Source organism: Longimicrobiaceae bacterium, assembly GCA_035696245.1.
Classification (GTDB): domain Bacteria; phylum Gemmatimonadota; class Gemmatimonadetes; order Longimicrobiales; family Longimicrobiaceae; genus DASRQW01.
Genome location: DASRQW010000173.1, coordinates 1 through 25,708, shown reverse-complemented (window position 1 = coordinate 25,708; position 25,708 = coordinate 1). Strand labels below are relative to the sequence as shown.

At 71.9% G+C, this 25,708-nt stretch carries 13 protein-coding genes; 4 read left to right on the top strand and 9 right to left on the bottom strand.

Annotated features, from left to right (window positions below; all coding sequences use genetic code 11):
- The first annotated feature begins 273 nt into the window (after positions 1–273).
- From VFE05_08150 to VFE05_08140, 3 genes are all read left to right on the top strand, one after another.
- Entirely contained in the window at positions 274–591 is a 318-nt protein-coding gene (locus VFE05_08150; protein ID HET6230025.1) for an ATP-dependent Clp protease adaptor ClpS, read from the top strand.
- 4 nt (positions 592–595) lie between these two features.
- Positions 596–2,923, top strand: coding sequence for an AAA family ATPase (locus VFE05_08145; protein HET6230024.1), 2,328 nt, complete (start codon positions 596–598; stop codon positions 2,921–2,923).
- A 205-nt stretch (positions 2,924–3,128) separates the two neighbouring features.
- A complete protein-coding gene (locus tag VFE05_08140; protein HET6230023.1) occupies positions 3,129–4,424 on the top strand; it encodes a tetratricopeptide repeat protein in 1,296 nt (431 codons plus the stop codon).
- Positions 4,425–4,697: 273 nt separating this feature from the next.
- On the opposite strand, the gene VFE05_08135 is transcribed toward VFE05_08140, so the two are convergent.
- Positions 4,698–4,970 carry a hypothetical protein gene (locus VFE05_08135; protein ID HET6230022.1) on the bottom strand — a complete coding sequence of 91 codons (273 nt, stop codon included), beginning with the start codon at positions 4,968–4,970 and terminating at the stop codon, positions 4,698–4,700.
- A 209-nt stretch (positions 4,971–5,179) separates the two neighbouring features.
- Here VFE05_08135 and VFE05_08130 point away from each other — a divergent pair, with 209 nt between their 5' ends.
- Positions 5,180–5,950, top strand: coding sequence for a helix-turn-helix domain-containing protein (locus tag VFE05_08130; protein ID HET6230021.1), 771 nt, complete (start codon positions 5,180–5,182; stop codon positions 5,948–5,950).
- A gap of 212 nt (positions 5,951–6,162) precedes the next feature.
- On the opposite strand, the gene VFE05_08125 is transcribed toward VFE05_08130, so the two are convergent.
- The 8 genes from VFE05_08125 to VFE05_08090 all read right to left on the bottom strand — a co-directional run bounded on the left by VFE05_08125 (position 6,163) and on the right by VFE05_08090 (position 25,654).
- A complete protein-coding gene (locus VFE05_08125) occupies positions 6,163–6,954 on the bottom strand; it encodes a 4'-phosphopantetheinyl transferase superfamily protein (protein ID HET6230020.1) in 792 nt (263 codons plus the stop codon).
- Positions 6,944–7,735 (bottom strand): thioesterase domain-containing protein, encoded by a 792-nt coding sequence (locus VFE05_08120; protein ID HET6230019.1) that lies wholly within the window; start codon positions 7,733–7,735, stop codon positions 6,944–6,946. Before VFE05_08120 ends, VFE05_08125 begins: the two co-directional genes overlap by 11 nt.
- A 124-nt stretch (positions 7,736–7,859) precedes the next feature.
- The gene (locus VFE05_08115) at positions 7,860–8,135 is read right to left on the bottom strand and encodes a hypothetical protein (protein HET6230018.1); all 276 of its coding nucleotides are present in this window, start codon (positions 8,133–8,135) and stop codon (positions 7,860–7,862) included.
- An 89-nt stretch (positions 8,136–8,224) separates the two neighbouring features.
- On the bottom strand, positions 8,225–9,430 hold the full coding sequence (locus VFE05_08110) for an acyl-CoA dehydrogenase family protein (protein ID HET6230017.1): 1,206 nt from the start codon (positions 9,428–9,430) through the stop codon (positions 8,225–8,227).
- Between the two features lie 458 nt (positions 9,431–9,888).
- Positions 9,889–10,788 carry a 3-hydroxyacyl-CoA dehydrogenase family protein gene (locus VFE05_08105; GenBank protein ID HET6230016.1) on the bottom strand — a complete coding sequence of 300 codons (900 nt, stop codon included), beginning with the start codon at positions 10,786–10,788 and terminating at the stop codon, positions 9,889–9,891.
- A 542-nt stretch (positions 10,789–11,330) separates the two neighbouring features.
- A complete protein-coding gene (locus VFE05_08100) occupies positions 11,331–12,758 on the bottom strand; it encodes an acyltransferase domain-containing protein (GenBank protein HET6230015.1) in 1,428 nt (475 codons plus the stop codon).
- A gap of 24 nt (positions 12,759–12,782) precedes the next feature.
- Positions 12,783–13,013, bottom strand: a complete 231-nt coding sequence (locus VFE05_08095; GenBank protein ID HET6230014.1) for an MbtH family protein — start codon at positions 13,011–13,013, stop codon at positions 12,783–12,785.
- Positions 13,014–13,117: 104 nt separating this feature from the next.
- On the bottom strand, positions 13,118–25,654 hold the full coding sequence (locus VFE05_08090) for an amino acid adenylation domain-containing protein (protein ID HET6230013.1): 12,537 nt from the start codon (positions 25,652–25,654) through the stop codon (positions 13,118–13,120).
- Positions 25,655–25,708: the final 54 nt, after the last annotated feature.

Genomic DNA, 25,708 nt, shown 5'->3' with positions numbered 1-25,708 from the left:
ACTTCGACGCGGATGCGAGGATGCGTGGCGGGCGTGACGCGCATCGAAAGTGAAATACGGTGGGTTGAAGATGTGCGGACGTCCAACGAATCGGCTTCGAAGGGCTGGTGATGCACCAAGGCCCTTGCGCTCCGGCGGAGACGCGGCCAATCTGCGTGGAACAACTCCGCACACGCGGGCCTTGCCGCCCGCACCGCATCCCCCGTGCTTTCCCCAGGCCGTGCCCCGCAATAAGGTCCGGCGCCCGAAGACGCCCGCAGCCCCCGCAGGCGCGTGAGCCGCGAGCGCGAGACCGAGCGCCAGGAGGGCGTGGACGTGGCCGAGCGGCCATCCGCCCGCACCCCGCGCCGCCACCACGTGGTGCTGCACAACGACGACTACACGACCATGGAGTTCGTGGTCGACGTGCTGGTCACCGTCTTCGGGAAGACCGAGACCGAGGCCATGCGCGTGATGCTGGAGGTGCACCACGCAGGCACCGGCGTGGCGGGCACCTACACGCGCGACGTGGCCGAGACCCTGGCCGCCGAGGCCACCGAGGCCGCGCAGGCGCAGGGCTACCCCCTGCTGGTCACGACCGAGCCCGAATAGCCGCATGTCCACCCCCGCAGTGCGCCCGGACCTGGAGATCACCCTGCGGCTGGCCGTCATGGAAGCCGCACGCCGCGGCCACCGTCTGGCCGGGCTGGAGCACCTGCTCTTCGCTCTTCTTCACGACGACGCCGCGCTCCAGGCCGTGCGCGGCGCCGGCGGCGACCCCGAGGCTCTGCGGGCGCGCTTGGACCGCTTCCTCCGCGACGAGGTGCCGCCCGCATCGCACGCGGTCGATGAAGCCTCGCCGACGCTGGCCTTCCGCCGGGTGGTGCACGAGGCCGCGCTGCACGTGCTCCGCTCCGGGAAGGACGAGGTGACGGGCGCCCACGTCCTGGCGTCTCTGTGGGGCGAGGCCGACGCGTTCGCGGTGCACTTCATGGAGGAGCAGGGGATGAGCCGCCTGGCCGTGCTGCGCTACATCTCCCACGGCACCGCCCACGCCGCCGCCGACGCTCCTCGCCCCCCGCGCGTGCACGCGGACGACGACCAGCCGGACGTGGCGGACGGAGACAGCGCGCTGGCCCGTTTCGCCGTGTCGCTCAACGAGATGGCCGCCGCGGGGCGCGTGGACCCGCTGATCGGCCGTGAGGCGGAGATCGCCCGGGCCGTGCACGTGCTGGCGCGGCGCCGCAAGAACAACCCGCTCTTCGTGGGCGACCCGGGTGTGGGCAAGACCGCGCTGGTGGAAGGGCTGGCCCTCCGGATCCACGCGGGCGAAGTGCCCGAACCGTTGCGGGATGCGGAGATCTTCGCGCTCGATCTTGGCGCGCTGCTGGCGGGCACGCGGTACCGCGGCGACTTCGAGGAGCGCCTGAAGGCCGTGCTGGCCGAGCTCGCCGCCCACCCCCACGCCATCCTCTTCGTGGACGAGATCCACACCCTCGTGGGCGCCGGCACCACCAGCGGCGGCAGCGTGGACGCCTCCAATCTCCTCAAGCCGGCGCTCGCTGCGGGCTTGCGCTGCATCGGATCGACCACGTGGGAGGAGCTCCGGTCGCACTTCGAGAAGGACCGCGCGCTCGCCCGCCGCTTCCAGAAGGTGGAGGTGCCCGAAGCCTCGATTCCGGACACCGTGCGCATTCTGGACGGGCTGCGGCCCCGGTACGAGGCGTTCCACGGCGTACGCTACACCGAAGGCGCCATCCGCGCGGCCGCCGAGCTCGCCGCCCGCCATCTGCACGAGAAACGGCTCCCCGACAAGGCGATCGACCTGCTGGACGAGGCCGGCGCGGAAGTCCGCCTGCGCTCAGTGGGCGCCGCCGAGCCGCCGGAGGTGGACGAGCAGACGGTCGAGCGCATCCTCGCGACCATGGCACGGATCCCGCCAAAGACGGTGGCGGGAAGTGACCGTGAAAGGCTCCGCGGGCTGGAGGCGGAGCTGAAGCGGCGCGTCTTCGGGCAGGACGCCGCGGTGGAGCGGGTGGTCTCGGCGATCAAGCTCTCCCGCGCCGGGCTGCGCGACCCGGAGAAGCCGGTGGGCTCGTTCCTCTTCACCGGCCCCACCGGCGTAGGCAAGACCGAGGTCGCGCGCAGCCTGGCCGAGGCGATGGGCATCACGCTCATCCGCTTCGACATGAGCGAGTACATGGAGAGCCACACCGTCTCGCGCCTCATCGGGGCGCCGCCGGGCTACGTGGGCTTCGAGCAGGCGGGCCTGCTCACCGACGCGGTGGCGCGCACCCCCCACGCCGTGCTGCTGCTGGACGAGATCGAGAAGGCGCACCCCGACGTCTTCAACGTCCTGCTGCAGGTGATGGACTACGGCCGTCTCACGGACGCCAACGGCAAGCAGGCCGACTTCCGCAACGTCGTCCTGGTGATGACCAGCAACGTGGGCGCCGAGGAGATGGCGCGCCGCCGCGCGGGTTTTGGAGGCGGAGAAGCGGGCGGCGAGGACGAGCGGGCGTACGAGAAGACCTTCTCGCCCGAGTTCCGCAACCGGCTGGACGCGCGCATCCCCTTCGCACCACTCACCTTGGCCGTGATGGAGCGCATCGTGGACCGGACGGTAGCGGCGCTCGCCGTCCGTTTGGCCGCCAAGGGAGTGGAGCTGGAGGTGACCCCGGCCGCCCGCGCGTGGCTGGCCCAAGGCGGGCTGGACCCGAAGAACGGTGCACGGCCCCTTGCCCGCCTGGTGCAGGAAGAGGTGCTGCGGCCTATGGGAGAGGAGATCCTTTTCGGCGCGCTGGAGCACGGCGGCTACGCGACGGTGGACAGGCGTGGTGGAAAGTTGGACATACGCTACACGGCGGCGCGGGATGTGCAAACTACCGCACCGCCGGAGGTGGACGAAAAGCGTCCGCTTCCGGAAACAACCCCACGGCATTAGTGTATCCAGTGGACACCAGGCACCGGCATGCGGCCGCCACGGGGCGGCGACCCGTCCCGCCGTTCACTTGGGCACAACCGGTCGGCACCCGGAGTCACCGGGTGTTTGCAGGAAAATGTGGCGTTTACGCCCCTCCCTGCATATAGTATACAATATGACTTCTACGATCGGGACACTTTCCCGACATCTTGCAAGGAGCAACTCGATGAAAGCCCCCCGCCCCAAGGCTCCGCCCGCACGCGCACCCCGCCGGTGGCGCACACCGCCCCCGCTCACGCGCGGCTCCGAGACGCTGGAGGGCATGGACATCCTCCGCGAGGTCGGCGGCGACGCGGGGATACTGCTCTGGCAGTCGTACCGCAACGTGATGCTGTGGGCCTCGTCCGAGCCCGAGGAGCGCGGGAAGATGTTCTCGCCCGAGGCGGGCCGTAAGCGCCTGGCCGAGCTGCTCGAGGCGCAGGTGCCCGCGCAGATCGTGGACTCGCTGGTCACCGTGGGCCGCATGATCGGCTCGCCGGGCGCCGGGCACGGCGAGGCCGTGGCCGAAGCCTGCGCCGCCATCGGCACGTGGGCCGACCGCGAGGGCGCGCAGGCGACCGCGCTCGCCTTCCGGCAGGCGGCGGCGCTCTCGGCGCCCATGAACGCGGCGTTCGCGTACGCGGTGGGCAAGCTGGCCCGCCGCCGCGGCGAGGCTCCCCGCGCCGAGACCTGGTTCCGCCACGCGGTGATGATCGGCCGCCAGAGTGGCGACTGGACGTCGTACTCGCAGGCCTACATCTCGCTGGGCAACATGCTGCGCGAGCGCGGCAACCTGCCCGCCGCCCAGCGCATGCACGTGAAGGCGCTGCGCGCCGCCCGCCGCAAGGGCCTGCGGCACGTGCAGGGCAAGGCGCTGCACGAGCTGTTCATCATCGCGACCGAGACGGGCCGCAACGACCAGGCGGAGCAGTACGCCAAGCAGGCGTTCAAGGCGTACGGCCCGCAGCACGACCTGCTGCCCACGCTGGCGCACGACGTGGCGTACTTCTGGATGGACCAGGGCGACTTCGCGCGGGTGATCCCGGTGTTCGAGGCGCTGCTGCCTCACTTCGCCACGCCGCCGCTGCGCATGACGGTGCTGTCGCACATCGCCCGCGCCGCCGGCGGCACGGGCCAGCGCGATCTCTTCCGCAAGTCGTGGGTCGAGGTGACGCGCATGGCCAAGGACCCCGACACCATCACTGTGCAGGCCGGCGCGCTGCTCGAGCTGGGCCAGGGCGCGGCCAGCCTGGGCGAGTGGGACCGCGCCGAGCAGGCCGCGCAGCAGGCGCTGCGGGTGGCCAAGGAGCGCGGCGAGGCCAAGTACCGCATGGGCGCGGAAGCGCTCCTGGAGCACGTGCAGAGCGGCCGCAGCTCGCAGGCGGCGGTGGCTTCGCAGCGGCAGCCGAGCAGCGGCGCGCAGGCGGCCGACTGGCTGGCCGGCGAGATGGTGCGCTCGCTCGAGGCGGCGGTCGCGGCCTGAAGACCGAGAACGACTACCCGCCGGGCATCTGGTGCCCGGCGGGTAGTTCGTCTTTCATACCGCAGCGCCGAGCATCGCTCCGGAACCGCGTGGCGGCAGACCTCACCGATTCTGGCGGTTGCGGTTCATCTCCGGAACGGAGCTCTGCGGCTCGGTATCATCCGGCTGCCTGCGCTTTCCCTTCGCGGAGGAGAACGCGGGCCCAGATGCGAAGATCCCCCGCCTCGGCCATATGCGCGAGGCGGGGGATCTACGGCGCTGGGATGGGCCAGCTCAGGTCCCGGTGCCGATCTGGGGGCCGCGGCCGTCACAGGTGACGGTGGCGGTGAGCACGCCGTTCACCACGACTTCGAGCGTCACGCAGTTGGTCAGCCCGGTTCCGCCGTCCGTGAGGCCCGCGTTCGGGTCCACGCCCGGATCGCTCGGGGTGATGTCACGGTGCGCGGGAGTGCGGGGCTGGCGGTCCGCGACGCCCACCGGGTCCGAGCTACAGGCGGCGAGGGCGGTGACGGCCAGGGCGGCCAGGAAGGTCCGGGCGAGTTTCATTCCGATTTTCCGGGTGATGTGGGGGAGGTCCGTGCGGTTCGGCAACAGAAGTTGCCTGAGGTGATGACGTAAACGTACACGCGAAGGACGCTTCGCGCCCATTCTCAGTCGCGCAGTAGCCATATAATTCCAGACACGTCATGCCCGCAGTTCCCCGTCCGCTCTATGTGCTGCACCAAAACGCGCCGTTTCGGGAGCGGGTCAGGCGGGTGGGCGGAAAAGCCTACCGCTGCCGCTTCGTTCCGGGGTGGGAAGCGCTGCGCCAGGCGGTCACCGACGCGCCCCCCGCCGCCCTCCTGATCGTGGACCCGTACGAGGGCACGCACCGCGACGGGCAGCTCTCGCCCGAGCTGCGCGCCCTGCTCTGGGAGTTCCCCTCCGCCACCGTGCTCGCCGCCCTCCAGATCCGCCCCGGCCGGTCGCACGACCTGCGCACGCTGGGCGAGTGGGGCGTGACCGACATCATCTCGCTCGAGGAGGACGACACCTCCGAGTCGATCGCACGGCGGCTGCGGGCGGCGCAGGGCCGGCCCCTGCAGAACCTGCTGGAGCGCTCGCTCCCGCCGTCCACCTCGGGCAAGGCGCGCATGCTGCTGATGACGGCGGCCGAGGTCGTCTCCATGGGCGGGCGCGGCAAGGACCTGGCGCGCGCCCTCCACCTCTCCGAGCGCACGGTGCTGCGCTGGGCCGAGCGCGCCGGCCTTCCCCCGCCCCGCAGGCTGATGGCGTGGATGCGCATCCTCCAGGCCGCGTCGCTGCTGGACGACCCGGGGCGGACGGTGCTGAGCGTGGCCTACGCGTGCAGCTATGCGTCCGACAGCAGCCTGCGGCGGGCGATGCAGGACTTCCTGGGCACCATCCCCACTACGTTACGGCGGGAAGGTGCGTTCGTCCGGGCGTCGCGGACGTTCCTGGAAGAGCTCACCGACCTGCGCATGTGGGGCAAGGAGCGCCGCCGAGGCCAGCGCGTCGGTTCCTGACGTCCGTCGCCACACGCCGCGCATCTACCGAGCCTCCGCTACAGCCTTCCAAGGCACGTCAACTTCCGTTCCACGTCCGCGCGCGATGAGCTGCGCGGTCGGAAAGCGGAATTCCGCGCATCTACCGAAAATCCCGGCTTCCGCACATCTCCCAATTCGACAAGGAGATGTAGAGCCGTGCATCTACCGCCTGCCGTACAGCCGATGCGGCGTCAGCGTGCGGCGTTCTCGAACGCGGGGGATGCGGACGTGAGCGCATCTCCCGGCCAGTCGTAGCAGGAGATGGCGCAGCCGCTGCCCTCCACCATGAGAGCGCCGACGAACCCGGCGCCGGGGTGCAGCTCGTGGAGTACCCAGCGGGCGGCCTCCGACGCATCCGGGCGCGTGGCGAGGAGGCGCGCGGGGTCGCCGGGGACGAGGGTGACGTCGAAGCGGTCCAGCGGCATCGACAGGCCCTCGCCGACGGCCTTGATGTACGCTTCCTTGCGCGTCCAGCAGGTGAAGAACGCCAGCTCGCGCCCTTCTTCAGGCAGCGCGGCGAAGACCTCGTTCTCCGGCGCGGAGAAGAAGCGGCGGGCGATTGCGACGCCGTCGGGCATGGGGCGCACGTGCTCCACGTCCACGCCCAGGTGGCGCCCGCGCGCGAAGGCGTAGAGCCCCAGCGCCTCGGTGTTGGACACGTTGAAGCACAGCCCGCCCGCCCCGCCTTGATCGGCCAGGGCGGGCTTTCCGTGCGCGGTGTACGTCAGGCGCACCTCGCGCGGGCGGATGCCCAGGTAGCGGCCCAGGAGCACGCGCAGGATGCCGCGGCCGGCGACGTAGCGGTCGCGGTGCACGGGGAAGCGGAACCGCGCCGCCCGCACCTGCTCGTCTTCCGCGAGCGTGGCGGCGAGGCGCGCCAGCTCGGGCGCGGGCGGCTCCAGCGAGGCGCGCCAGACGTGGACGTCGCCGCCGGCGAGAGCCAGGTCCGCCGGCGCGCCGTCCCAGCCGTGCTCAGAAGCCATGCGCCGCGGCACCGCGTGCCAGCCGGGCAGTGACGCCGCGCAGCTCGGCCGACATCTGCTCCAGCACCATCTGCCGCTGGGTGTTGATGAAGAAATGGTCGCCAGGGAAGGTGCGGAAGGTGAACGCCGCGCCGGTCTGCTCGCCCCAGGGCTCCACCTCGTCCGGGCGCACGTCCGCGTCGCCGATGCCGCCGTAGGCCGAAAGCGGCACGTCCAGCGCCGGCTCCGGGCTGTACTTGTACGTCTCCGCCAGCGAGAAGTCCGCGCGGAGCAGGGGGGTGATCAACTCCATGATCTCGCGGTTCTGCAGGACCTCTTCGGGCGTGCCCTGCAGGCGCCGAAGCTCCTCGATGAACCGCGGCTCGGGAAGGTCGTGGATGGGCGGATGGCGATTCGGGAGCTGCGGCGCCGGCCGGCCCGTGACGAACAGGTGCAGCGGCAGCGTGCGGCCTTCGCGGCGCAGCTTGCGGGTGAGCTCGAAGGCCATCACCGCGCCGTTGCTGTGGCCGGCGAAGGCGAACGGCTTGTCCATGTACGGCAGAAGCTCGGGCCCCATGCGCTCCACCAGCTCCAGCATGTCGCTGTACGGCTTCTCCACCAGGCGGCCTTCGCGGCCGGGCGGCTGCACAGCGCACACCTCCACGTCCGGCGGCAGCAGCGCGGGCCAGCCGAAGAAGACCGAGGCGCCGCCGCCCGCGTACGGGAAGCAGAACAGCCGCAGCCGCGCCTGGGGGTTGGGGCGCGGAAAGGTGACCCACGAGTTCAGCGCGCTTCTGTTCATTCCACTGCCGGGTTGGCCCGCGGTGCGGGTGGGACGGAGACCGCCGCCGAGCGTTGGCGCGGCGGCGGGATGAAGATATCGAAGGCTCGCCGGATCGACCGCGTCGCGCCGGAAGTCCGCCGCCTCAGCAGCAGACGTGCGGTGACGACGGCCCGCACGTGGGATCGTAGCAGGTGCCTTCGCACGTGGCGCACGAGCCCTCGCACGAGCGGATGCAGGTCGCGTCGCATTCCGTGGCATTGCACGAGCGGACGCGGCTTTCGATGGGCGGCCAGGCGTGACTGACATACATGTCGAACACGTCGCTTCCACCGTGAACCGTTCCCCGGCGGAGCATGTCCGGCCCCGTATGGAACGAGTCGACGTACAGGTCTTCGATCTGGAGCTTCAGCTTCGCCATGGTGCCCGCCTTTCGACAGAGGTTCACCTGCGGGGCCGCTCTACCGACGATCGTGCCCGGCGGTCCGAGGCCGGGCGCTCCAGGCGTGTCTACCCGCGGCCCTGGGCGAAGGCCTGGAACTCCTGCGTGCCGATGGTGGTCTGCTGGATCTGCGTGCTGCCCTCGATGATCTCCATGACGCGGGAGTCGCGGAGGTAGCGCTCCACCGGGTAGTCCTCGGTGCAACCGTTGGCGCCGTGGATCTGCACGGCGCTGAGCGCGGCGCGTGTGGCCGCGGTGCTGGAGAAGTACTTGGCGACGAAGATCTCCGCGGCCGCGCCGGGGTCGCCCTGGTCGCGCAGCCAGGCGGCGCGCAGGCAGAGCAGGCGTGCGGCACGCCACTCGGTGGCGATGTCGGTGACCATGCGCTGCACGAGCTGGTGGTCCTTGATGGGCACGCCGAACTGCCGCCGCTGGCTCGCGTACGCCAGCGACGCGTCCAGGCACGCGCGCACGATGCCTACGCTGCCCGCGGCCACGCTCAGGCGGCCGACTTCCAGCGTGGCGATGGCGACCGCCAGGCCGAAGCCGGGGCCGGCCAGGCGGTTCGCCTTGGGCACGCGGCAATCGTCCATGTGCAGCTCGGCCAGCATGGACGCGCGCGTGCCGGTGATGCCGTGCAGCGGCGTGACGCTGAAGCCCGGGGCGTCGCGCTCGACCACGAAGGCGACCGGCTTGCCGTCGCTCTTGGCGAAGATGAGGTACAGGCCGCCGATCTGGCCGTACGTCGTCCACTTCTTCCGGCCGTTCAGCACGTACTCGTCGCCGTCCAGCGTGGCCGTGGTCTCCACGGCAGATGCGTCGCTGCCCACGTCCGGCTCGCTGAGCCCGAAGCAGCCGATCACCTCGCCGCGCGCGAGCGGGCCCAGCCAGCGCTCCTTGAGGTCGCGCGAGCCCCACTTCAGCACCGCGGCGGAGCACATGCTGTGCACCGTGAGCAGCGAGCGGATGGACGAGCAGCCGCGGCCCAGCTCCTCGTTGAGCAGCGTGAACGTGACCGCGTCCATTCCCGCGCCGCCCACGGACTCCGGCAGCAGCGCGCCGAGGTAGCCCGCCTCGGCGACCTTGCGGACCACTTCGGGCGGGGTGGCGGACGCGCGGTCCCACTCGCCCGCGAACGGCGCGATCTCGCGGTCGACGAACGCGGCGAACTCCGCCCGCGCCGCCTCCTGCGCCGCGCTCAGCCCCATGCGGAGGCCGGGCTCGGCGTCTGCGGGCCCGTCGAGGACGGCTGGGGACTGCGCGGTGGGTTGCATCGGCTGGATCGAGTTGGTGATGGTGGTGAAGCGGTTGAACCCGCAGCAACAACAGCTGGGGGGGCGACGGCGAACAGCGAACGGCAGACTTCGCGAGGCGAGGGTTGCGTCGCCAGCGGCATCGCCCTGGCGGCTAAAGCCGCGGGCTACACCGGCGCGAAGCCCGCCTGCGCGGGCAGCTGCCGGACCATCGTCGCGCATCTACGCGGACGCGCCGGGGGTATGAAACCCCCGGCTATGAACTGCGGTCGTCCTGCGGACGAGAGTCCTCGCAGGCTGCGCCGGTGTCACTCGACCCACCCTCCCGCAGCGCGCAGCGCGAGTCGCAAGCGTGTCAGCAGCGCAGAGGAAACCTCGACCCCTACCCATCTCCAGCCACGCTAACGACCGTGCCTTCCCCCACTTGTGGGGGAGGGCAGGCGAGTTTTACGAGCCGGGTGAGGGCCAGCTTCAGCCCGCTAAACCCCCACCGCCACCTTACCCGCCGGCGCCGTCACGCCTTGGGCGGAGTAGTCGAAGAAGCCCTGGCCGCTCTTCCGGCCGTGCAGGCCGGCGTCAACCATCTTCCGAAGCAGCGGGCAGGGGCGGAACTTGGAGTCGTTGTAGCTCTCGTACAGCACTTCCAGCGAGTACAGGATGGTGTCCAGCCCGATCAGGTCGCCCGTGGCCAGCGGCCCCATCTTGTGCCCGAAGCAGGTCACGAAGATGCGGTCGATGTCGGCCGCGCTCGCCACGCCGTCCATCACCTCCCACGCCGCCTCGTTGATGGTGATCATCAGCACGCGGTTGCTCACGAAGCCGGGCAGGTCGTTGACGACGATGCCCTCCTTGTTCATCTGCTTGAGCATGCCCAGCGCGGTGTCGATCGTCTCCTGCGTGGTGAAGTGGCCGCGGATGGTCTCCACCACCGGCTTGAGCGGCACCGGGTTCATGAAGTGCATCCCCAGCACCTTCTCCGGCCGCTCGGTCCACGACCCGATGCGGGTGATGGAGATGCACGAGGTGTTGGCCGCGAAGCAGGCGTGCGGCGGGCAGACCTCGTCCAGCACGGGGTAGATGGTCTTCTTGATGGGCTCCTTCTCCGTGGCGTTCTCGATCACGAAGTCGGCCTCGGCGAAGGGCGCGTAGTCGGTGGTGAAGGTGATGCGCGACATCACCTCGGCCTGGCTGGGGCCGCCCTTCTGCTTGGCGAAGAAGCCGTGGAAGCGCACGGCCTTCTCGATCTCGCCGCGCGCGCGGTCCAGGATCTCCTGGCTCACGTCCAGCAGGATCGCGCGGTGGCCGGTCTGCGCCAGGTCCTGCGCGACGCCCACGCCCATCACCCCGGCGCCGACGACGCCTACGGTCTTGATCTGCATCGGTTTGGCTCTCGTAGATTCGAAGTGTTCAGGCGGCGTAAGGCCGCGGGACCTGCGTTTCGGGAGATGTGGTCCAGGCGATGGCTTCCGTCGCATCACCAGTTCTCCAACAGCCTCGGCCGACCGGTTCCGAAGATGGGCGGCGGATGCACATCTACCGCAGCGCGTTCTGTAGATGCACGGCCGACCCGCCGGCCGGTACATCGAACCGGTTTCCGGAGATGTCGCGGCGGATGAATCGGCTGACATCGCCGTGTTCCCCGACGTTGCGGCGAGTGCGCCGGGGGCATCCGCGCCGTCCCGAGAATCGTCGCGGGTCGCATCGTCCACACATCGTGCGATTCCGGAGATGCGCGAAGGCATCGCGGATCAGCATCGTCGCGGTTCCGGAGAACCGTCGCGGGTCGCATCGCCCAGGCGGCTAAAGCCGCGGGCTACAACGGCGCGAAGCCCGCCTGCGCGGGCTGCTGCCGCATCACCGTCGTGGTTGGCGGACGGAGGTGCGGCAGAAGTGTTTCCCCGATCTGCCAAACCGGCGCCGGTCAGTCCGCGAAGACGGCGGAGAGGTCGGCGGGGGTCGGCGGCGTGCCGGGGTACAGGCCGTCCCAGGCGACGGGGACGCCGGCGAGCCACAGGCGGCCCAGCGAGCCCAGCAGGAACGCGGTGTCGGGCTGCTTGTTGTACGACTGGCGGATCGACGGCAGCACGATCTGCTGCGACGCGCCGGACTGCCGCGCGAAGGCGCCCAGCGTCTGCCCCGGCCCCACCTCCACGAACACGCGGCGCGGGTCCGACGCCAGCTCGCGCACGCCGTCGGCGAAGCGGACGGTGCCCACGAGGTGCCGCGTCCAGTAGCCGGGGTCGCGCGCCTCGTCCGCCGTCACCCACGTGCCGGTGACGTTGGAGACGAAGGGCAGCGACGGCTCGCCCAGCTCCATCCCGCGCACCATCTCGGTGAAGGCGCGGGCCACCGGCTCCATCATGGGCGAGTGGAAGGCGTGCGTCGTGGGGAGCCTGCGCGAGACGAGCTGCATCTCCGCGAGCTTCGCCTCCATCGCGGCGACCGCATCCTCCGGCCCGGAGACGACGCAGGTCGAGGGCGCGTTGACGGCGCCGATGGCGAGGCCGCCGGAGAGCAGCGGCCGCGCATCTTCTTCCGACAGCGGGACGGCGAGCATCACGCCGCCAGGCAGCTCGCCGATCATCGCCGCGCGGCGGGCGACGAGCTCCAGCGCGCCCTCCAGCGGCAGCACGCCGGCCACGGTGGCGGCGGCGTACTCGCCCAGCGAGTGGCCGATCATCCCCACCGGCCGCACGCCCCACGACAGCCAGAGCCGCGCGAGCGCGACCTCGACCGCGAAGACGGCGGGCTGCGCCAGCTCGGTGCGGTTGAGGCGCTGGGTGGCCGCGTCGCCCTGCTGCTTCATGCGCCCCAGCATGGCGCGCAGGTCGATGCCGCCACCGGCGGGCGCGCCGCCGGCCGGGGCCTCGGGCGCGTCGGGGAAGAGCACCTCGCGCAGGTCGGCGCCCAGGTGCGGCAGCAGCACGTCCGCGCAGCGGTCCAGCTCGGCGCGGAACGCGGGCTCGGCGCGGTACAGGCCGCGCGCCATGCCCACGTACTGCTCGCCAAGGCCGGGGAAGAGGAAGACGACCGGCCGCTCGCCCCCGTCCGGCTCGGCGGCGGTGAAGACGCGCTGCGGGTCGCGCGCGGCGAGCGCCGCGGCGGCATCTTCCGCGTCCTTGGCCACGAGCACGCGCCGTCGCCCGCCCGCCCCCGCGCGCGCATGCAGCGCCCGCGCGACGGCGGCGAGGTCCGCGTCCGGGTGCGCGCGGAGGTGCTCGGCGAGGCGGTCGGTGGCGGCTTCCATCTCGGCCTCGGGCGCGGCGAATGCCAGCAGCTGCCACGGCCGGGCGGCGGGCGCGGCCTGCCGGAGCGCGGGGGCGCCGGCAGGCTCCACGGTGTCTGTCACGTGCAAATCAGGCGGCGAGGCGGATCAGGCCTGACCGCTCTGCTGCATCTCTTCCATCTTCTTGCGCAGCGACAGCGGGCGCATGTCGGTCCACACCTCTTCGATGTAGGCCAGGCACTCGGCCTTGCTGCCCTGCTTGCCCACGGCGTTCCAGCCCAGCGGCAGCTCGCGGTCGGCCGGCCAGATGGAATACTGCTCTTCGTGGTTCATCACCACCTGGTAGATGGTGGTGTCTTCGCGGTCGTTCTGGCTCATCGGTCGTTCCGTAGGTGGGTTGGGTGGCTCGCCGCGGGGCCCGCACTCGCAGGCCCGGCCTGGCAGACGGACAATCTAATACATTTCCCGCAAATTTCCATACGTCACGGCTTGGGTGCCGCGGGGGGCGCGAGCGCGGCGCGCAGGCGGTTCGCCAGTGGCTGCGCCTCGGGCTCGGCGAGCATGGTGTAGTGGTCGCCGCCCACGATGCGGCCGTCCAGCCGGCCGGCCACCAGGTTGCGCCAGCCGGCCAGGTAGTCCTCGTTCACGATGTAGTTGTGCTGCAGGGCCAGGTCGCGCGCCTGCACCATGCGCTCGCGGGCCTGCATGAGCACCACGCGGCCACGGTACAGCTTGGGGCGGTAGTTGCCCGAGGCGTGGATGCTGGCGCGCAGCACGCCAAGGTAGCGCCGCAGCGGCTCCGGGTCGCCCTCCGGGAGCACGGCGCCCTCGGCGTTGACCCAAGCGAGGGCGTGCAGGTAGCGGGCATCGCCCTCCAGGTCCCGCAGCTCCTCCGTGAACTTCACCGCCGGGTCGCCGCCGATGGGGCGGCCCAGCTCGCCCGCCAGCCAGACGAGAAGATCGACCTCGTCCGGCTCGGCGAGCACGGCGCCGGGGGTGGGCGCCTGGCCGTCCAGCAGCACCAGCACCTCCACCTTCTCCTTGGCGGCGGTGAGCTGCTGGGCGACCTCGTACGCGATGGAGCAGCCGGTGGACCAGCCGCCCACGCGATACGGCCCCTGCGGCTGCACCTGGTGGATAGCCGCCACGTAGCCCGCGGCCATCTCCTCCAGCGTGCGCGGCGGCTCCTCGCCCGCTTCGAGGCCCACGGCGCGCAGGGCGTAGAAGGGCTGGTCCGGCGCCAGCCTGCGGCCCAGCGGCGCGTACCGCAGCACGGTGCCGGCGGCGCCGTGGACGAGGAAGAAGGGCGGCTTGTCGCCCTTGGGCTGCACGGTCACGAGCGGGCCGGTGGGCGCTGCGTCGTCCTCGTCGCGCAGCAGCGCGGCGAGGGCTTCCACCGTGGCGCCCTGGAAGAGCGCGGTGAGCGGGATCTCGCGCCCGAAGCTCTCCTTGATGAGCGTCATGAGGCGCACGGCCAGCAGCGAGTGGCCGCCCAGGTCGAAGAACCCGTCGCGCACGCCGATGGGGCTGGTGCCCAGCACCTCCTGCCAGATCTCCACCAGCTTCCGCTCCACGTCGTCGCGCGGGGGCACGTGCTCGTGCGTGGCGGCGGCGGCCTGCGGGGCGGGCAGGGCACGCCGGTCCACCTTGCCGTTGGGCGTGAGCGGCAGCGCGGTGAGGCGCACGAAGGCGGACGGCACCATGTAGTCCGGCAGCCGCGCCTTGAGGTGCGCCCGCAGCTCCGTCGCGCTCAGCTCCGCATCTGCCGCGGGGACGAGGTACGCGACGAGCCGCTTGTCGCCCGGCGCGTCCTCGCGCGCGATCACCGCCACGGTTTCTACCGTGGGGTGCGCGGCGAGTGCGGACTCGATCTCGCCCGTCTCGATGCGGAAGCCGCGGATCTTCACCTGGTGGTCCAGGCGCCCCAGGTACTCGATGGTCCCGTCCGCCTGATAACGGACGAGGTCGCCCACGCGGTACATCCGCGCACCCGGCTCGGCGGAGAACGGGTTGGGGACGAAGCGTTCGGCCGTCAGCCCCGGACGGTTGAGGTAGCCGCGCGCCAGGCCGCTTCCGGCCAGGTAGAGCTCGCCGGGGACGCCGACGGGCACGGGCTGGAGATTCCGATCCACCACGTACGCCTGCGTGTTCGCGACCGGGCGGCCGACGTAGACCTTCTGCCCGTCCTTCTCCACGACGGACCACGTCGAGTACGTCGTATCCTCCGTGGGCCCGTAGAAGTTCAGCACCTTCTCCACTGTACCGAGCCCGTAGAGGCCCTGCGCCAGCGCGTTCGGCAGCGGCTCGCCGCCCAGGTTCAAGGAGCGGACGGTGGATGGGATGCCGCCCATCCGCAGCAGCTCCGCGGCGGCGGACGGGACCATGCTCGCGAGGCGGACTTCCTGGCCGGCCGGGAGATTGGCGAGCGACAGCGCGTTCTCCACCAGCACCAGCTTCCCACCCCACGACAGCGTGCCGAAGATCTCCGCGATGGAGACGTCGAACGAGATGGAGGTGGAGCCGAGGACGGACGCGCGCTCCTCGTCCGGCACGTTCTCCTTGAGCCAGTGGAGGAGCGTGACGGTGCTGCGGTGCTCGATGTGGACGCCCTTCGGCCTGCCCGTGGAGCCCGACGTGTAGATGGCGTACGCGGCGTTCTCCGGCTTCACATCTACCGACAGGTCGTCCGCCGCTTCCGTGGCGATGCGGTGCCAGTCGGCGTCCACGCGGACGACGCGAGCCTGCGTGGCCGGGAGACGTTCCGCCACGCGCGCCTGGGTGAGGACGACGGGCGCGCCGGTATCCTCCAGCATGTAGGCGATGCGCTCGGCCGGGTAGTTGGGATCGACCGGCACGTACGCTGCGCCCGATTTGAGCACGGCGTACATCGCCACGACCATCTCCGGCGTCCGCTCCATGCAGACGGCGACCAGCGTCTCCGGTCCCACGCCGAGCGTGCGAAGGTGGCGGGCGAGCTGGTTCGCGCGCCCGTTCAGCTGCGCGTACGTGAGCGCCTCCGCGCCGAAGACGAGCGCGGGGGCGTCCGGAGTGCGGCGCGCCTGGGCCTCGAGCAGGTCGTGGATGCGGCCGGACGGGTAGTCGCGCCCGGTGTCGTTCCACTCCTCCAGCAGCAGCCGGCGCTCGCCCTTGGCGAAGAGGCCAAGGCGCGAGAGCGGCAGGTCCGGCTCCTCGGTCGCGGCGGCGAGCAGGGCCTGGAAGTGCCCCAGCATCCGCTCGATGGTGGCGCCGTCGAAGAGGTCGGTGTTGAAGTTGAGCGAGGCGGTGATGCCCTGCGCCGTCTCCTGCGCGCCCAGCGTGAGGTCGTACTTGGCGGTGCCGCCTTCGTGCGTGACGACCTGGCCCTCGGCGCCGTAGTTGCCGGTGGCGCCCGTCTCGTCCGTGAGCAGGTTGAAGAGCACCTGGAAGACGGGCGTGTGGCTCAGGCTGCGCTCGGCGCCCACCTCTTCCACCAGCTTCTCGAACGGCAGGTCCTGGTGTCCGTACGCGCCCAGCGTGGCCTCGCGCGAGCGGCGGAGGAGCTCGCGGAAGGTGGGGTCACCGGAAAGGTCGGTGCGCAGCACGAGGTTGTTGACGAAGAAGCCGACGAGCCCCTCGATCTCCTCGCGGTTGCGGCCGGCGATGGCGCTGCCGATCACCACGTCGTCCTGGCCGGACCAGCGGCCCAGCAGCACGCCGAACGCGGCGAGCAGGCTCATGAACAGCGTCGCGCGCTCCTCGCGGCCCAGCGCGCCCAGCCGCTCGCTGATGGCGCGCGGCAGCAGCACGGTGCGCGAGGCGCCGGGGAAGGTCTGCACCGGCGGCCGCGGCCTGTCGGTCGGCAGCTCCAGCACCTCTGGGATGCCGGCCAGGTGCTCGCGCCAGTACGCGAGCTGGCGCTCCAGCTCCGCGCCCGTGAGCCAGGCGCGCTGCCAGATGGCGAAGTCCGCGTACTGCAGCGGAAGCGGCGGAAGCGGGTTGGGCTGGCCGCTCTCGAACGCGCGGTACAGGATGTCCAGCTCGCGCGTGAGCACCCGGATGGACCACCCGTCGCTGACGATGTGGTGCATGCACAGCGCGAGGACGTGGTCCGTGTCCGTCGCCAGGATCAGCGCGCCGCGGAAAACGGGGCCGCGCTCCAGGTCGAACGCGGGCTGCGTCTGCTCGGCCACCGCCAGGCGCACGGCGGCCTGCTTCTCCGCTTCGGGCACGTGGCGGAGATCGATCACCGGAAGCTCGAACCCGCCTGGCTCGGAGATGACCTGCACCGGCCGCCCGTCCAACGTGCCGAAGCGGGTGCGCAGCGTCTCGTGGCGCGCCACCAGCTCGGCGACGGAGCGGCGGATGATCTCCGGGTCCAGCCCGCGCGACGGCAGGATCAGCGGGATGTTGTACGCGGCCCCGGCGGCGCTCAGCCGGTCCACGAACCAGAGCCGCTCCTGCGCGAACGACAGCGGCGGCGGCCCGCTGCGCGGCTGCGGAGACGGACCGGCGGCCGGCGCGGTACGCACGGGGGCGGACGGCATCTCCTCGCCCGCGCCGAGCGTCTGGCGGCGGGCGTCGCGGGAGACGCGGCCCAGCTTGGGCGCGGCCGGGTGCTGGGCCGCCGCGGCGGAGAGCCCGGCGACGTGCGCGGTCATCTCGGCGACGGTGGGCGCCTCGAAAACCACGCGCAGCGGCACCTCCACGCCGAACGCCTCGCGCAGGCGGGACACGAGGCGGGTGGCGACCAGCGAGTGGCCGCCCAGCTCGAAGAAGTTGTCCTGCACGCCCACGCGCTGCACGCCCAGCAGGTCGGCCCACACGCCGGCCATCTTCTCCTCGGCCGGGGTGCGGGGGGCGACGTACGTGGCGTCGGAGCCCGCGTGGTCGGGCGCGGGCAGGGCGCGGCGGTCCACCTTGCCGTTGGGCGTGAGCGGCAGCGCCGCCAGGCCCACGAAGGCCGACGGCACCATGTAGTCCGGCAGCGCGCCGCGCAGGTAGCCGCGCAGCTCGGCCACTTCCAGCACCGCTCCCGGTCCGGCGACCACGTACGCGACGAGGCGCCTGTCACCCGGCACGTCCTCGCGTGCGATGACGGCGGCGTCCTCCACCGCCGGGTGGGCGGCCAGCGCGGCCTCCACCTCGCCCAGCTCGATGCGGAAGCCGCGGATCTTCACCTGGTGGTCCAGGCGGCCCAGGTACTCGATCGTCCCGTCAGCGAGATATCTGACGAGGTCGCCGACGCGGTACATCCGTGCGCCCGGCTCGGTGGAGAACGGGTTGGGGATGAAGCGCTCGGCGGTCAGCCCGGGACGGTTCAGGTAGCCGCGGGCGAGGCCGCTTCCGGCCAGGTACAGCTCGCCGGGGACGCCGACGGGCACGGGCTGGAGGTTCGCATCGACCACGTACGCCTGCGTGTTCGCGACGGGGCGGCCGACGTACACCTTCTGCCCGCCGCGGTCCACGACGGAGAACGTGGAGTAGGTCGTATCTTCCGTGGGCCCGTAGAGATTCAGGACCTTGTCGACGTGGCCCAGGGCGTAGAGGTCCTGCGCCAGCGCGTTGGGCAGCGGCTCTCCGCCCAGGTTCAGCGCGCGGATGCTGGCCGGGATCGCGCCCATGCGCAGCAGCTCGGCGGCGGCGCTGGGGACCATGCTGGCCAGGCGGACGCGGTGCTCGGGCGGGAGGCCGGAGAGCGCCAGCGCGTTCTCGACCAGCACGAGCTTGCCGCCCCAGCACAGCGTGCCGAAGATCTCGGCGATGGAGACGTCGAACGAGATGGAGGTGGAGCCGAGCACCGAGGCGCGCTCGTCGTCCGGCACATTCTCCTTCAGCCAGTGCAGGAGTGTGACGGTGCTGCGGTGCTCGATCTGCACGCCCTTGGGACGGCCGGTGGAGCCCGACGTGTAGATGGCGTACGCGGCGTTCCCGGGCTTCACATCCACCGAAAGGTCGCCTTCCGGCAGCTTGGCGATCTCCGGCCAGTCCGCATCCACCTTCACGACGGGCGCGGCGGTGGGCGGGAGATGCCGGGCCACGAACGCCTGCGTGAGGACCACGGCGGCGCCGGAATCCTCCAGCATGTAGGCGATGCGGTCCGCGGGATAGTTCGCATCTACGGGCACGTACGCGCCGCCCGCCTTGAGCACGGCGAGCAGCGCGACGATCATCTCCGGCGTGCGCTCCATGCACACGGCGACGAGCGATTCCGGGCCCACGCCGAGGGTCTGGAGATGGCGTGCGAGCTGGTTCGCGCGGGCGTTGAGCTGCGCGTACGTGAGCGCGTGCGCGCCGTGGACGAGCGCGGTCGCGGCGGGCGTGCGCGCGGCCTGCGCCTGGAACAGGTCGTGGATGCGCAGGTCCGTGGCATAGCCGCGCGCCGTGTCGTTCCACGCGCCCAGCACCTGCTCGCGCTCGCCCGCGGCCAGCATGGGCAGGCGCGAGACGGGCACGTCGGGAGATGCGACCGCGGCCTCCACCAGCGCGGCGAAGTGGCGCGCCATCCGGCGGGCGGTGGCGGCGTCGAACAGGTCCGTGCTGTATTCGAAGCCGCCGGCGAGACCGCCGGGCGTCTCCGTCAGGTTCAGCGTCAGGTCGAACTTCGCCGTCCCCCCCGGCGCCGGCGCGTCGTCCGACGCCGTCGCGGCATCCACCGACTCCGCCGACGTCGTCGCTTCGTCCGCATCCTCCGACATCGGCGGAGCCACCGGGGCGGCGCCGGTGGTCTGGAGGGCGAACATGACCTGGAAGACGGGCGAGTGGCTGAGGCTGCGCTCCACGCCGATCTCCTCCACCAGCTTCTCGAACGGCAGGTCCTGATGGGCGTACGCGCCCAGCGTGGTCTCGCGAACCCGCCCGACCAGCTCGCGGAACGACGGGTCACCGGAAAGGTCGGTGCGCAGGACGAGGTTGTTGACGAAGAAGCCGATCAGTCCCTCGATCTCCGCGCGATTGCGGCCGGCGATGGGGCTGCCGACCACCACGTCCTGCGTGCCCGCGTACCGCGCGAGCAGCACGTCGAACGCGGCGAGGAGGGCCATGAAGAGCGTGGCGCCCTCGCGGCGCGTGAGCTCCGCCAGCGCGGCCGTGGCGGCGCGCGAGAGCGCGACGCGCTGCGTGGCGCCGCGGAAGCTCTGCACCGGCGGGCGCGGCCGGTCCGCCGGAAGCTCCAGCACGGGCGGAGCGCCGGCGAGCTGCCGCTTCCAGTAGCCGAGCTGCGTGTCCAGCACCTCGCCGCTCAGCCACTCGCGCTGCCACACCGCGAAGTCCGCGTACTGCACCGGAAGCTCCGGAAGCGGGCTGGGGCGGCCTTCCGCGAACGCGGCGTAGAGCGCGTTGATCTCGTCCGTGAGCACCGTCATCGACCAGCCGTCGCTGACGATGTGGTGCATCACCAGAACCAGCACCTGCTCCGCATCGGAGAGGCGGACGAGGGTGGCGCGGAAGAGCGGGCCTGCCTCCAGATCGAACGGACGCGCGCTCTCCTCACCGACGGCGGCGGACGCGCGGGCGTGCTTCTCATCTCCCGAGACGCCGGTCAGATCCACCACCGCCAGCGCGAAGCCGCCGGCGGGGGCGATCTCCTGCACCTCCGTGCCGTCGACGACGCGGAATGTAGTCCGCAGTGCTTCGTGGCGGCGGACGATCTCGCCCAGCACGCGCTCCAGCGTCGCGGCATCCGCGCCGGGGACGGGGAGGACGACGGGGACGTTGTAGGCGCTGCTGCCGGGGACCAGGCGGTCGACGAACCACAGCCGCTCCTGCGCGAACGACAGCGGCAGCGGCTTGTCCCGCGGCACGGGGACGATGGGCGGCGCGCCGGTGTCCGCGCGGCTCTCGTCCACGCGGCGGCTCAGCTCGGCCACGGTGGGCGCCTCGAACAGGGCGCGCAGCGGCAGCTCCACGCCGAAGAGCTGGCGGATTCGGGAGATGACGCGCGTGGCGAGCAGCGAGTGCCCGCCCAGGTCGAAGAAGCCCGCCGCGGCGCTCACGCGCTCCACGCCCAGGATCTCGGCCCAGATGCCCGCCATCACCTCTTCGGTGGGCGTGCGCGGCGCCACGAACTCGTCGCCCGAAAGCTCGGGCTCGGGCAGGGCGCGGCGGTCCACCTTGCCGTTGGGCGTGAGTGGGAAGGCGTCCATCGGCACCACGGCCGCGGGCACCATGTAGTCCGGCAGCGAGCCGCGCAGCGCGTCCCGCAGCGCAGCCGCGTCCGCGCTCGCCGGGCGTACGTAGGCGACCAGGCGCTTGGCCCCGCCCTCGCCGCGCACGGCGACCACGGCGTCGCGGACGCCGGGCTGCGCCTTGAGCGCGGCCTCGACCTCGCCGGGCTCGATGCGGAAGCCGCGGATCTTCACCTGCTGGTCGATGCGGCCCATGAACTCCACGATGCCGCCCGGCAGCCACCGCGCTCGGTCGCCCGTGCGGTACAGCCGCGCATCTCCCGAAGACGAGAACGGGTCGGCCACGAACTTCTCGGCCGTCAGCTCCGGGCGGTCCAGGTAGCCCAGCGCCACGCCGTCGCCGCCCGCGTACAGCTCGCCGGGCACGCCCACCGGCACCGGCCGCATCCGCTCGTCCAGGATGTAGACGGTGGAGTTGGCGATGGGGGTGCCCACGGGGATGCGTGCGCGTTCCGTGTCTTCCGGACGCACCGTGCGGCATGTGGTGAACGTGGTGTTCTCCGTCGGCCCGTAGCCGTCGATGAGCCGCACGTGCGGATGCGCCTCGATCACGCGGCGGGCGTGCGCGACGGAGATGACGTCGCCGCCCGCGATGAGCTGGCGCAGGCCGCCCAGGTCCTCCAGCCGCTCGTCCACCATCTGATGGAAGAGGCCGGCGGTGAGCCACAGCGTGGTGATGCCCTGCGCGCGGATGAAGGCGCCCAGCTCTTCCAGCGACGGCGCGTGCGGCGGGAAGACGGCCAGCCGCGCGCCGTTCAGCAGCGCCCCCCACGTCTCCAGCAGCGTCGCGTCGAACGCGGCGGCGGCGAGGAGCGCGTGTACGTGCTGCGGCCCGAACTCCGCGAAATCCGTGTTCCGGATGAGGCGGACGACGGCGCGGTGCGGGATCGCGGCGCCCTTCGGCTGGCCCGTGGAGCCCGACGTGTAGAGCACGTAGGCCAGGCTCTCCGCCGTCACGCCGGACGAGGAGATGCCGGTGGATTCGTGGGATGCGATGCGGCCCGCGTCCGCCGCGAGGGAGACGACGGTGCCGGAGAACGACGCCAGCGGCCCGGGCACCCCGGCGGATACGATGAGGGCCGACGCGCCGCTGTCCGCCAGCATGAACGCCAGGCGGTCCGCGGGATACGCGGTGTCCAGCGGCACGCACGCGCCGCCCGCCTTGAGCACCGCGGCGGAGGCGACGACGAGCTCAGCCGAGCGCGGCACGCCCAGCGCGACGCGGCTGCCCTCGCCCACGCCCAGCGAGCGCAGGTGACGCGAGAGACGGTTGGCTCGGCCATCCAACTCCGCGTATGTCAGGCGTTCGTCGCCCGCGACGAGGGCGACGGCGTCCGGCGTGGCGGCGGCCTGCTCTGCGAGGAGCGCGTGGATGGTGGAGTCGCGCGGATACTCCGTCGCGGTGTCGTTCCACTCCGTGACCACCTGCCGCCGCTCATCTTCCGAGAGCAGCGTGTGGGCGGTGACCGGCGCGTCGGGCTCCGCCACCAGCGCTTCCGCGAGGAGGCGGAAGTGGCGCACCATGCGCTCGGCGGTGTCGTGGCCGAACAGCTCGGTGCTGTACTCGATGGAGCCGACCAGCTCGTCGCCCGCCTCGTTGAAGTCCACCGAGAGGTCGAACTTGGACGGACGCTCCACCGGCGGCGAGACGGCGGTGTCGTCGCCCTCCATCGCGCCGGACGGCTCCGCATCTCCCGCGGCGGCCGTGTTCTGCAGCGCGAAGAGCACCTGGAAGAGCGGCGAGTGGCTGAGGCTGCGCCCCACGTTCAGCTCTTCCACCAGCTTCTCGAACGGCAGGTCCTGGTGCGCGTACGCCCCCAGCGTCGTCTCCCGCACCCGGCCCACCAGCGCGCGGAAGCTTGGCTCGCCGGACAGGTCGGTGCGCAGGACGAGGTTGTTGACGAAGAAACCCACCAGCGGCTCCGTCTCGCCGCGGTTGCGCCCGGCGATGGGGCTGCCGACCACCACGTCGTCCGTGCCCGCGTAGCGCGAGAGCAGCGCGTCCCACGCGGCGAGGAGGGCCATGAAGAGCGTGGCGTTCTCGCGCCGCGCCACGTCCCGCAGGGCGTTCGCCAGGCGGGCGGGGAAGCGGAAGTAGCGCACGGCGCCGCGGTACGTCTCCACCGGCGGGCGCGGGCGGTCCGCCGGAAGCTCCAGCACCTCGGGCGCGCCGGCGAGCTGCGCCTTCCAGTACGCCAGCTCCGCCGCCAGCACGTCGCCCGTCATCCGCTCGCGCTGCCAGACGGCGTAGTCCGCGTACTGCACCGCCAGCTCCGGGAGGGGCGACGGACGGCCCTCGGCGAAGGCGGCGTAGAGCGCGTTGATCTCGGCCGTGAGCACGTTCATCGACCAGCCGTCGCTGACGATGTGGTGCATCGCGAGGACGAGAACGGCGGCGTCGCCCGCGCGCAGCAGCGTGGCGCGGAAGAGCGGCCCGCGCTCCAGGTCGAACGGCTGCCCGATCTCCTCCGCCACGCGGCGGGAGATGGCGGCGTGCATCTCATCTTCCGAAGCGCCTTCCACGTCCTCCACGGCGAGACGGAAATCGCCCGCCGGGGCGACGACCTGCGACACGCGTCCATCCACCGAAGCGAACGTGGTCCGCAGCGCCTCGTGCCGGCGGACGATCTCCGCGAGCACGCGCTCCAGCACGTCCGCGTCCGCACCGGGCACGGGGAGGACGAGGGGAAGGTTGTACGCGGTGCTGCCGGGGATGAGACGATCGACGAACCAGAGCCTCTCCTGCGCGAACGACAGCGGCAGCGCGTTCGACCGGTCTGCCGGGACGATGGGCGCGGCCTGCGGCTGGTCCGCCACGGCCTCGCCGGTGAGGCGCACGGCGAGCTCGGCCACGGTGGGCGCCTCGAACAGCACGCGCACGGGTACCTCGCGCTCCATCGCCTGGCGGATGCGCGAGACCACGCGGGTGGCGATGAGCGAGTGGCCGCCCAGGTCGAAGAAGTTGTCGTGCACGCCCACGCGGTCCAGCTTCAGCACCTCGCCCCAGATGGCGGCGAGGTCGCGCTCGGTGTCGGTGCGCGGCGCCACGAACGTGTCCGCCTCGCCGGCGCGGTCCGGCGCGGGCAGGGCCTTGCGGTCCACCTTGCCGTTGGGCGAGAGCGGGAGGTCGGGCAGCACGGCGACGGCCGAGGGGACCATGTAGTCCGGCAGCCGCTCCTTGAGCGCGGCGCGCAGCGCGTCCGGCCGCAGCTCCTCGCCCGCGGCGGGGCTCACGTACGCAACCACGCGCCGGTCGCCGGGCGTGTCCTCGCGCACCACCACGGCGGCGTCGCGCACGCCGGGCTGCTGCTGCAGCACGGACTCGATCTCCCCCAGCTCGATCCGGAAGCCGCGCACCTTGACCTGATGGTCGATGCGGCCCAGGAAGTGGAGCTGGTCGCGGTGGTGCCGGACCCTGTCTCCCGTGCGGTACAGGCGCGCTCCGGCGGGTCCGAACGGGCTGGGGACGAACTTCTCCGCCGTCATGGCCGGCCGGTTCAGATACCCGCGCGCCAGCGCCTCCCCGCCGATGTACAGCTCGCCGTACACGCCGTACGGCGACGGCTGCATCCACTCGTCCAGCACGTACAGCTGCACGTTGGAGATGGGTTCGCCGATGGACGGCAGCGCGGGCCACCCGGCCGGCTCGCCCTCCAGCAGGTGCGCGCTCACCACGTGGCTCTCGGACGGGCCGTACTGGTTCTCCACGGTGATGCCCGCGCGCTCGGCCCAGCGCACCAGCGCCGGGGTGCTGCGAAGCTGCTCGCCCGCGGTGATCACCTCGCGCAGGGTGGACGGCCCGGCGCCGGTCTCGTCCGCCACCTCGGCCAGGTGCTGGAGCGCGGCGAAGGGGAGGAAGATGCGCTCCACGCGCTGGTCCGCGACGTAGCGGAGGAGCGCGGCGGCGTCGCGGCGGGTGTCGTCGTCCACCAGCACCAGCGTGCCGCCGGAGCACCAGGTGGAGAGCATCTCCTGGAACGAGACGTCGAAGCTGAGCGATGCGAACTGGAGGACGCGCGCGGGCGCCCGGCCTTCCCAGCGAGCGAGCTGCCACCGGATCATGTTGACGAGCGCGCGCTGCGGCAGCGCCACGCCCTTGGGGCGGCCGGTGGAGCCGGAGGTGTAGAGCACGTACGCCAGGTTCTCCGGCTGCACGCCCGGCTCGAACGCCTCCGCGCTCTCCGCCGCAATGGCATCCGCATCCGCGTCGAGGCGGACGACGTCCGCGTCGAGCGACGGGAGATGGGCGGCGACGGACGAGACGGTGACGAGCACCGGCGCGGCGCTGTCGGCCAGCATGTACGCCAGGCGGTCGGCCGGATAGTTGGGATCCATGGCCACGTAGCAGCCGCCCGCCTTGAGGACGGCGAGCACGGCGACGGCCATCTCCACCGAACGGTCCACGCACACGCCCACGCGCGTCTCCGGGCCCACGCCGCGGGCCCGCAGGTGCCGCGCGAGCCGGTTGGCGCGGGCATCGAGCTGCGCGTACGTGAGCGTCTCGCCGCGGAAGCTCAGCGCTTCCGCGTTTGGCGTAGCCGCCGTCTGCGCCGCGAACATCGCGTGCAGCGGCAGCTGGGGGCCGAAATCCTCCGCCGTGGCGTTGAAGCGCGATACGGCGTAGTGGCGCTCCTCGGTGTGGAGGAACGAGATGCGCGACAGCGGCTCGTCGGGCGCTTCCGCGACCTTGTTCAGGAGCGTGTGGTAGTGGATCGCCATCCGCATGATGGTGTCGGCGTCCCACAGGTCCGTGCGGTACTCCAGCGAGAGGAAGAGCCCGCCCTCGTACTCGTCCGCGCTCAGGGAGAGATCGAACATCGACAGGTTCGTCTCCTCCATCGCGGCGCGCGCCTGCACCTCGGTGCTCGCCTGCGTGTCGTCGCCGCCGATCTCGGCGGCCGGCTCCGGCTC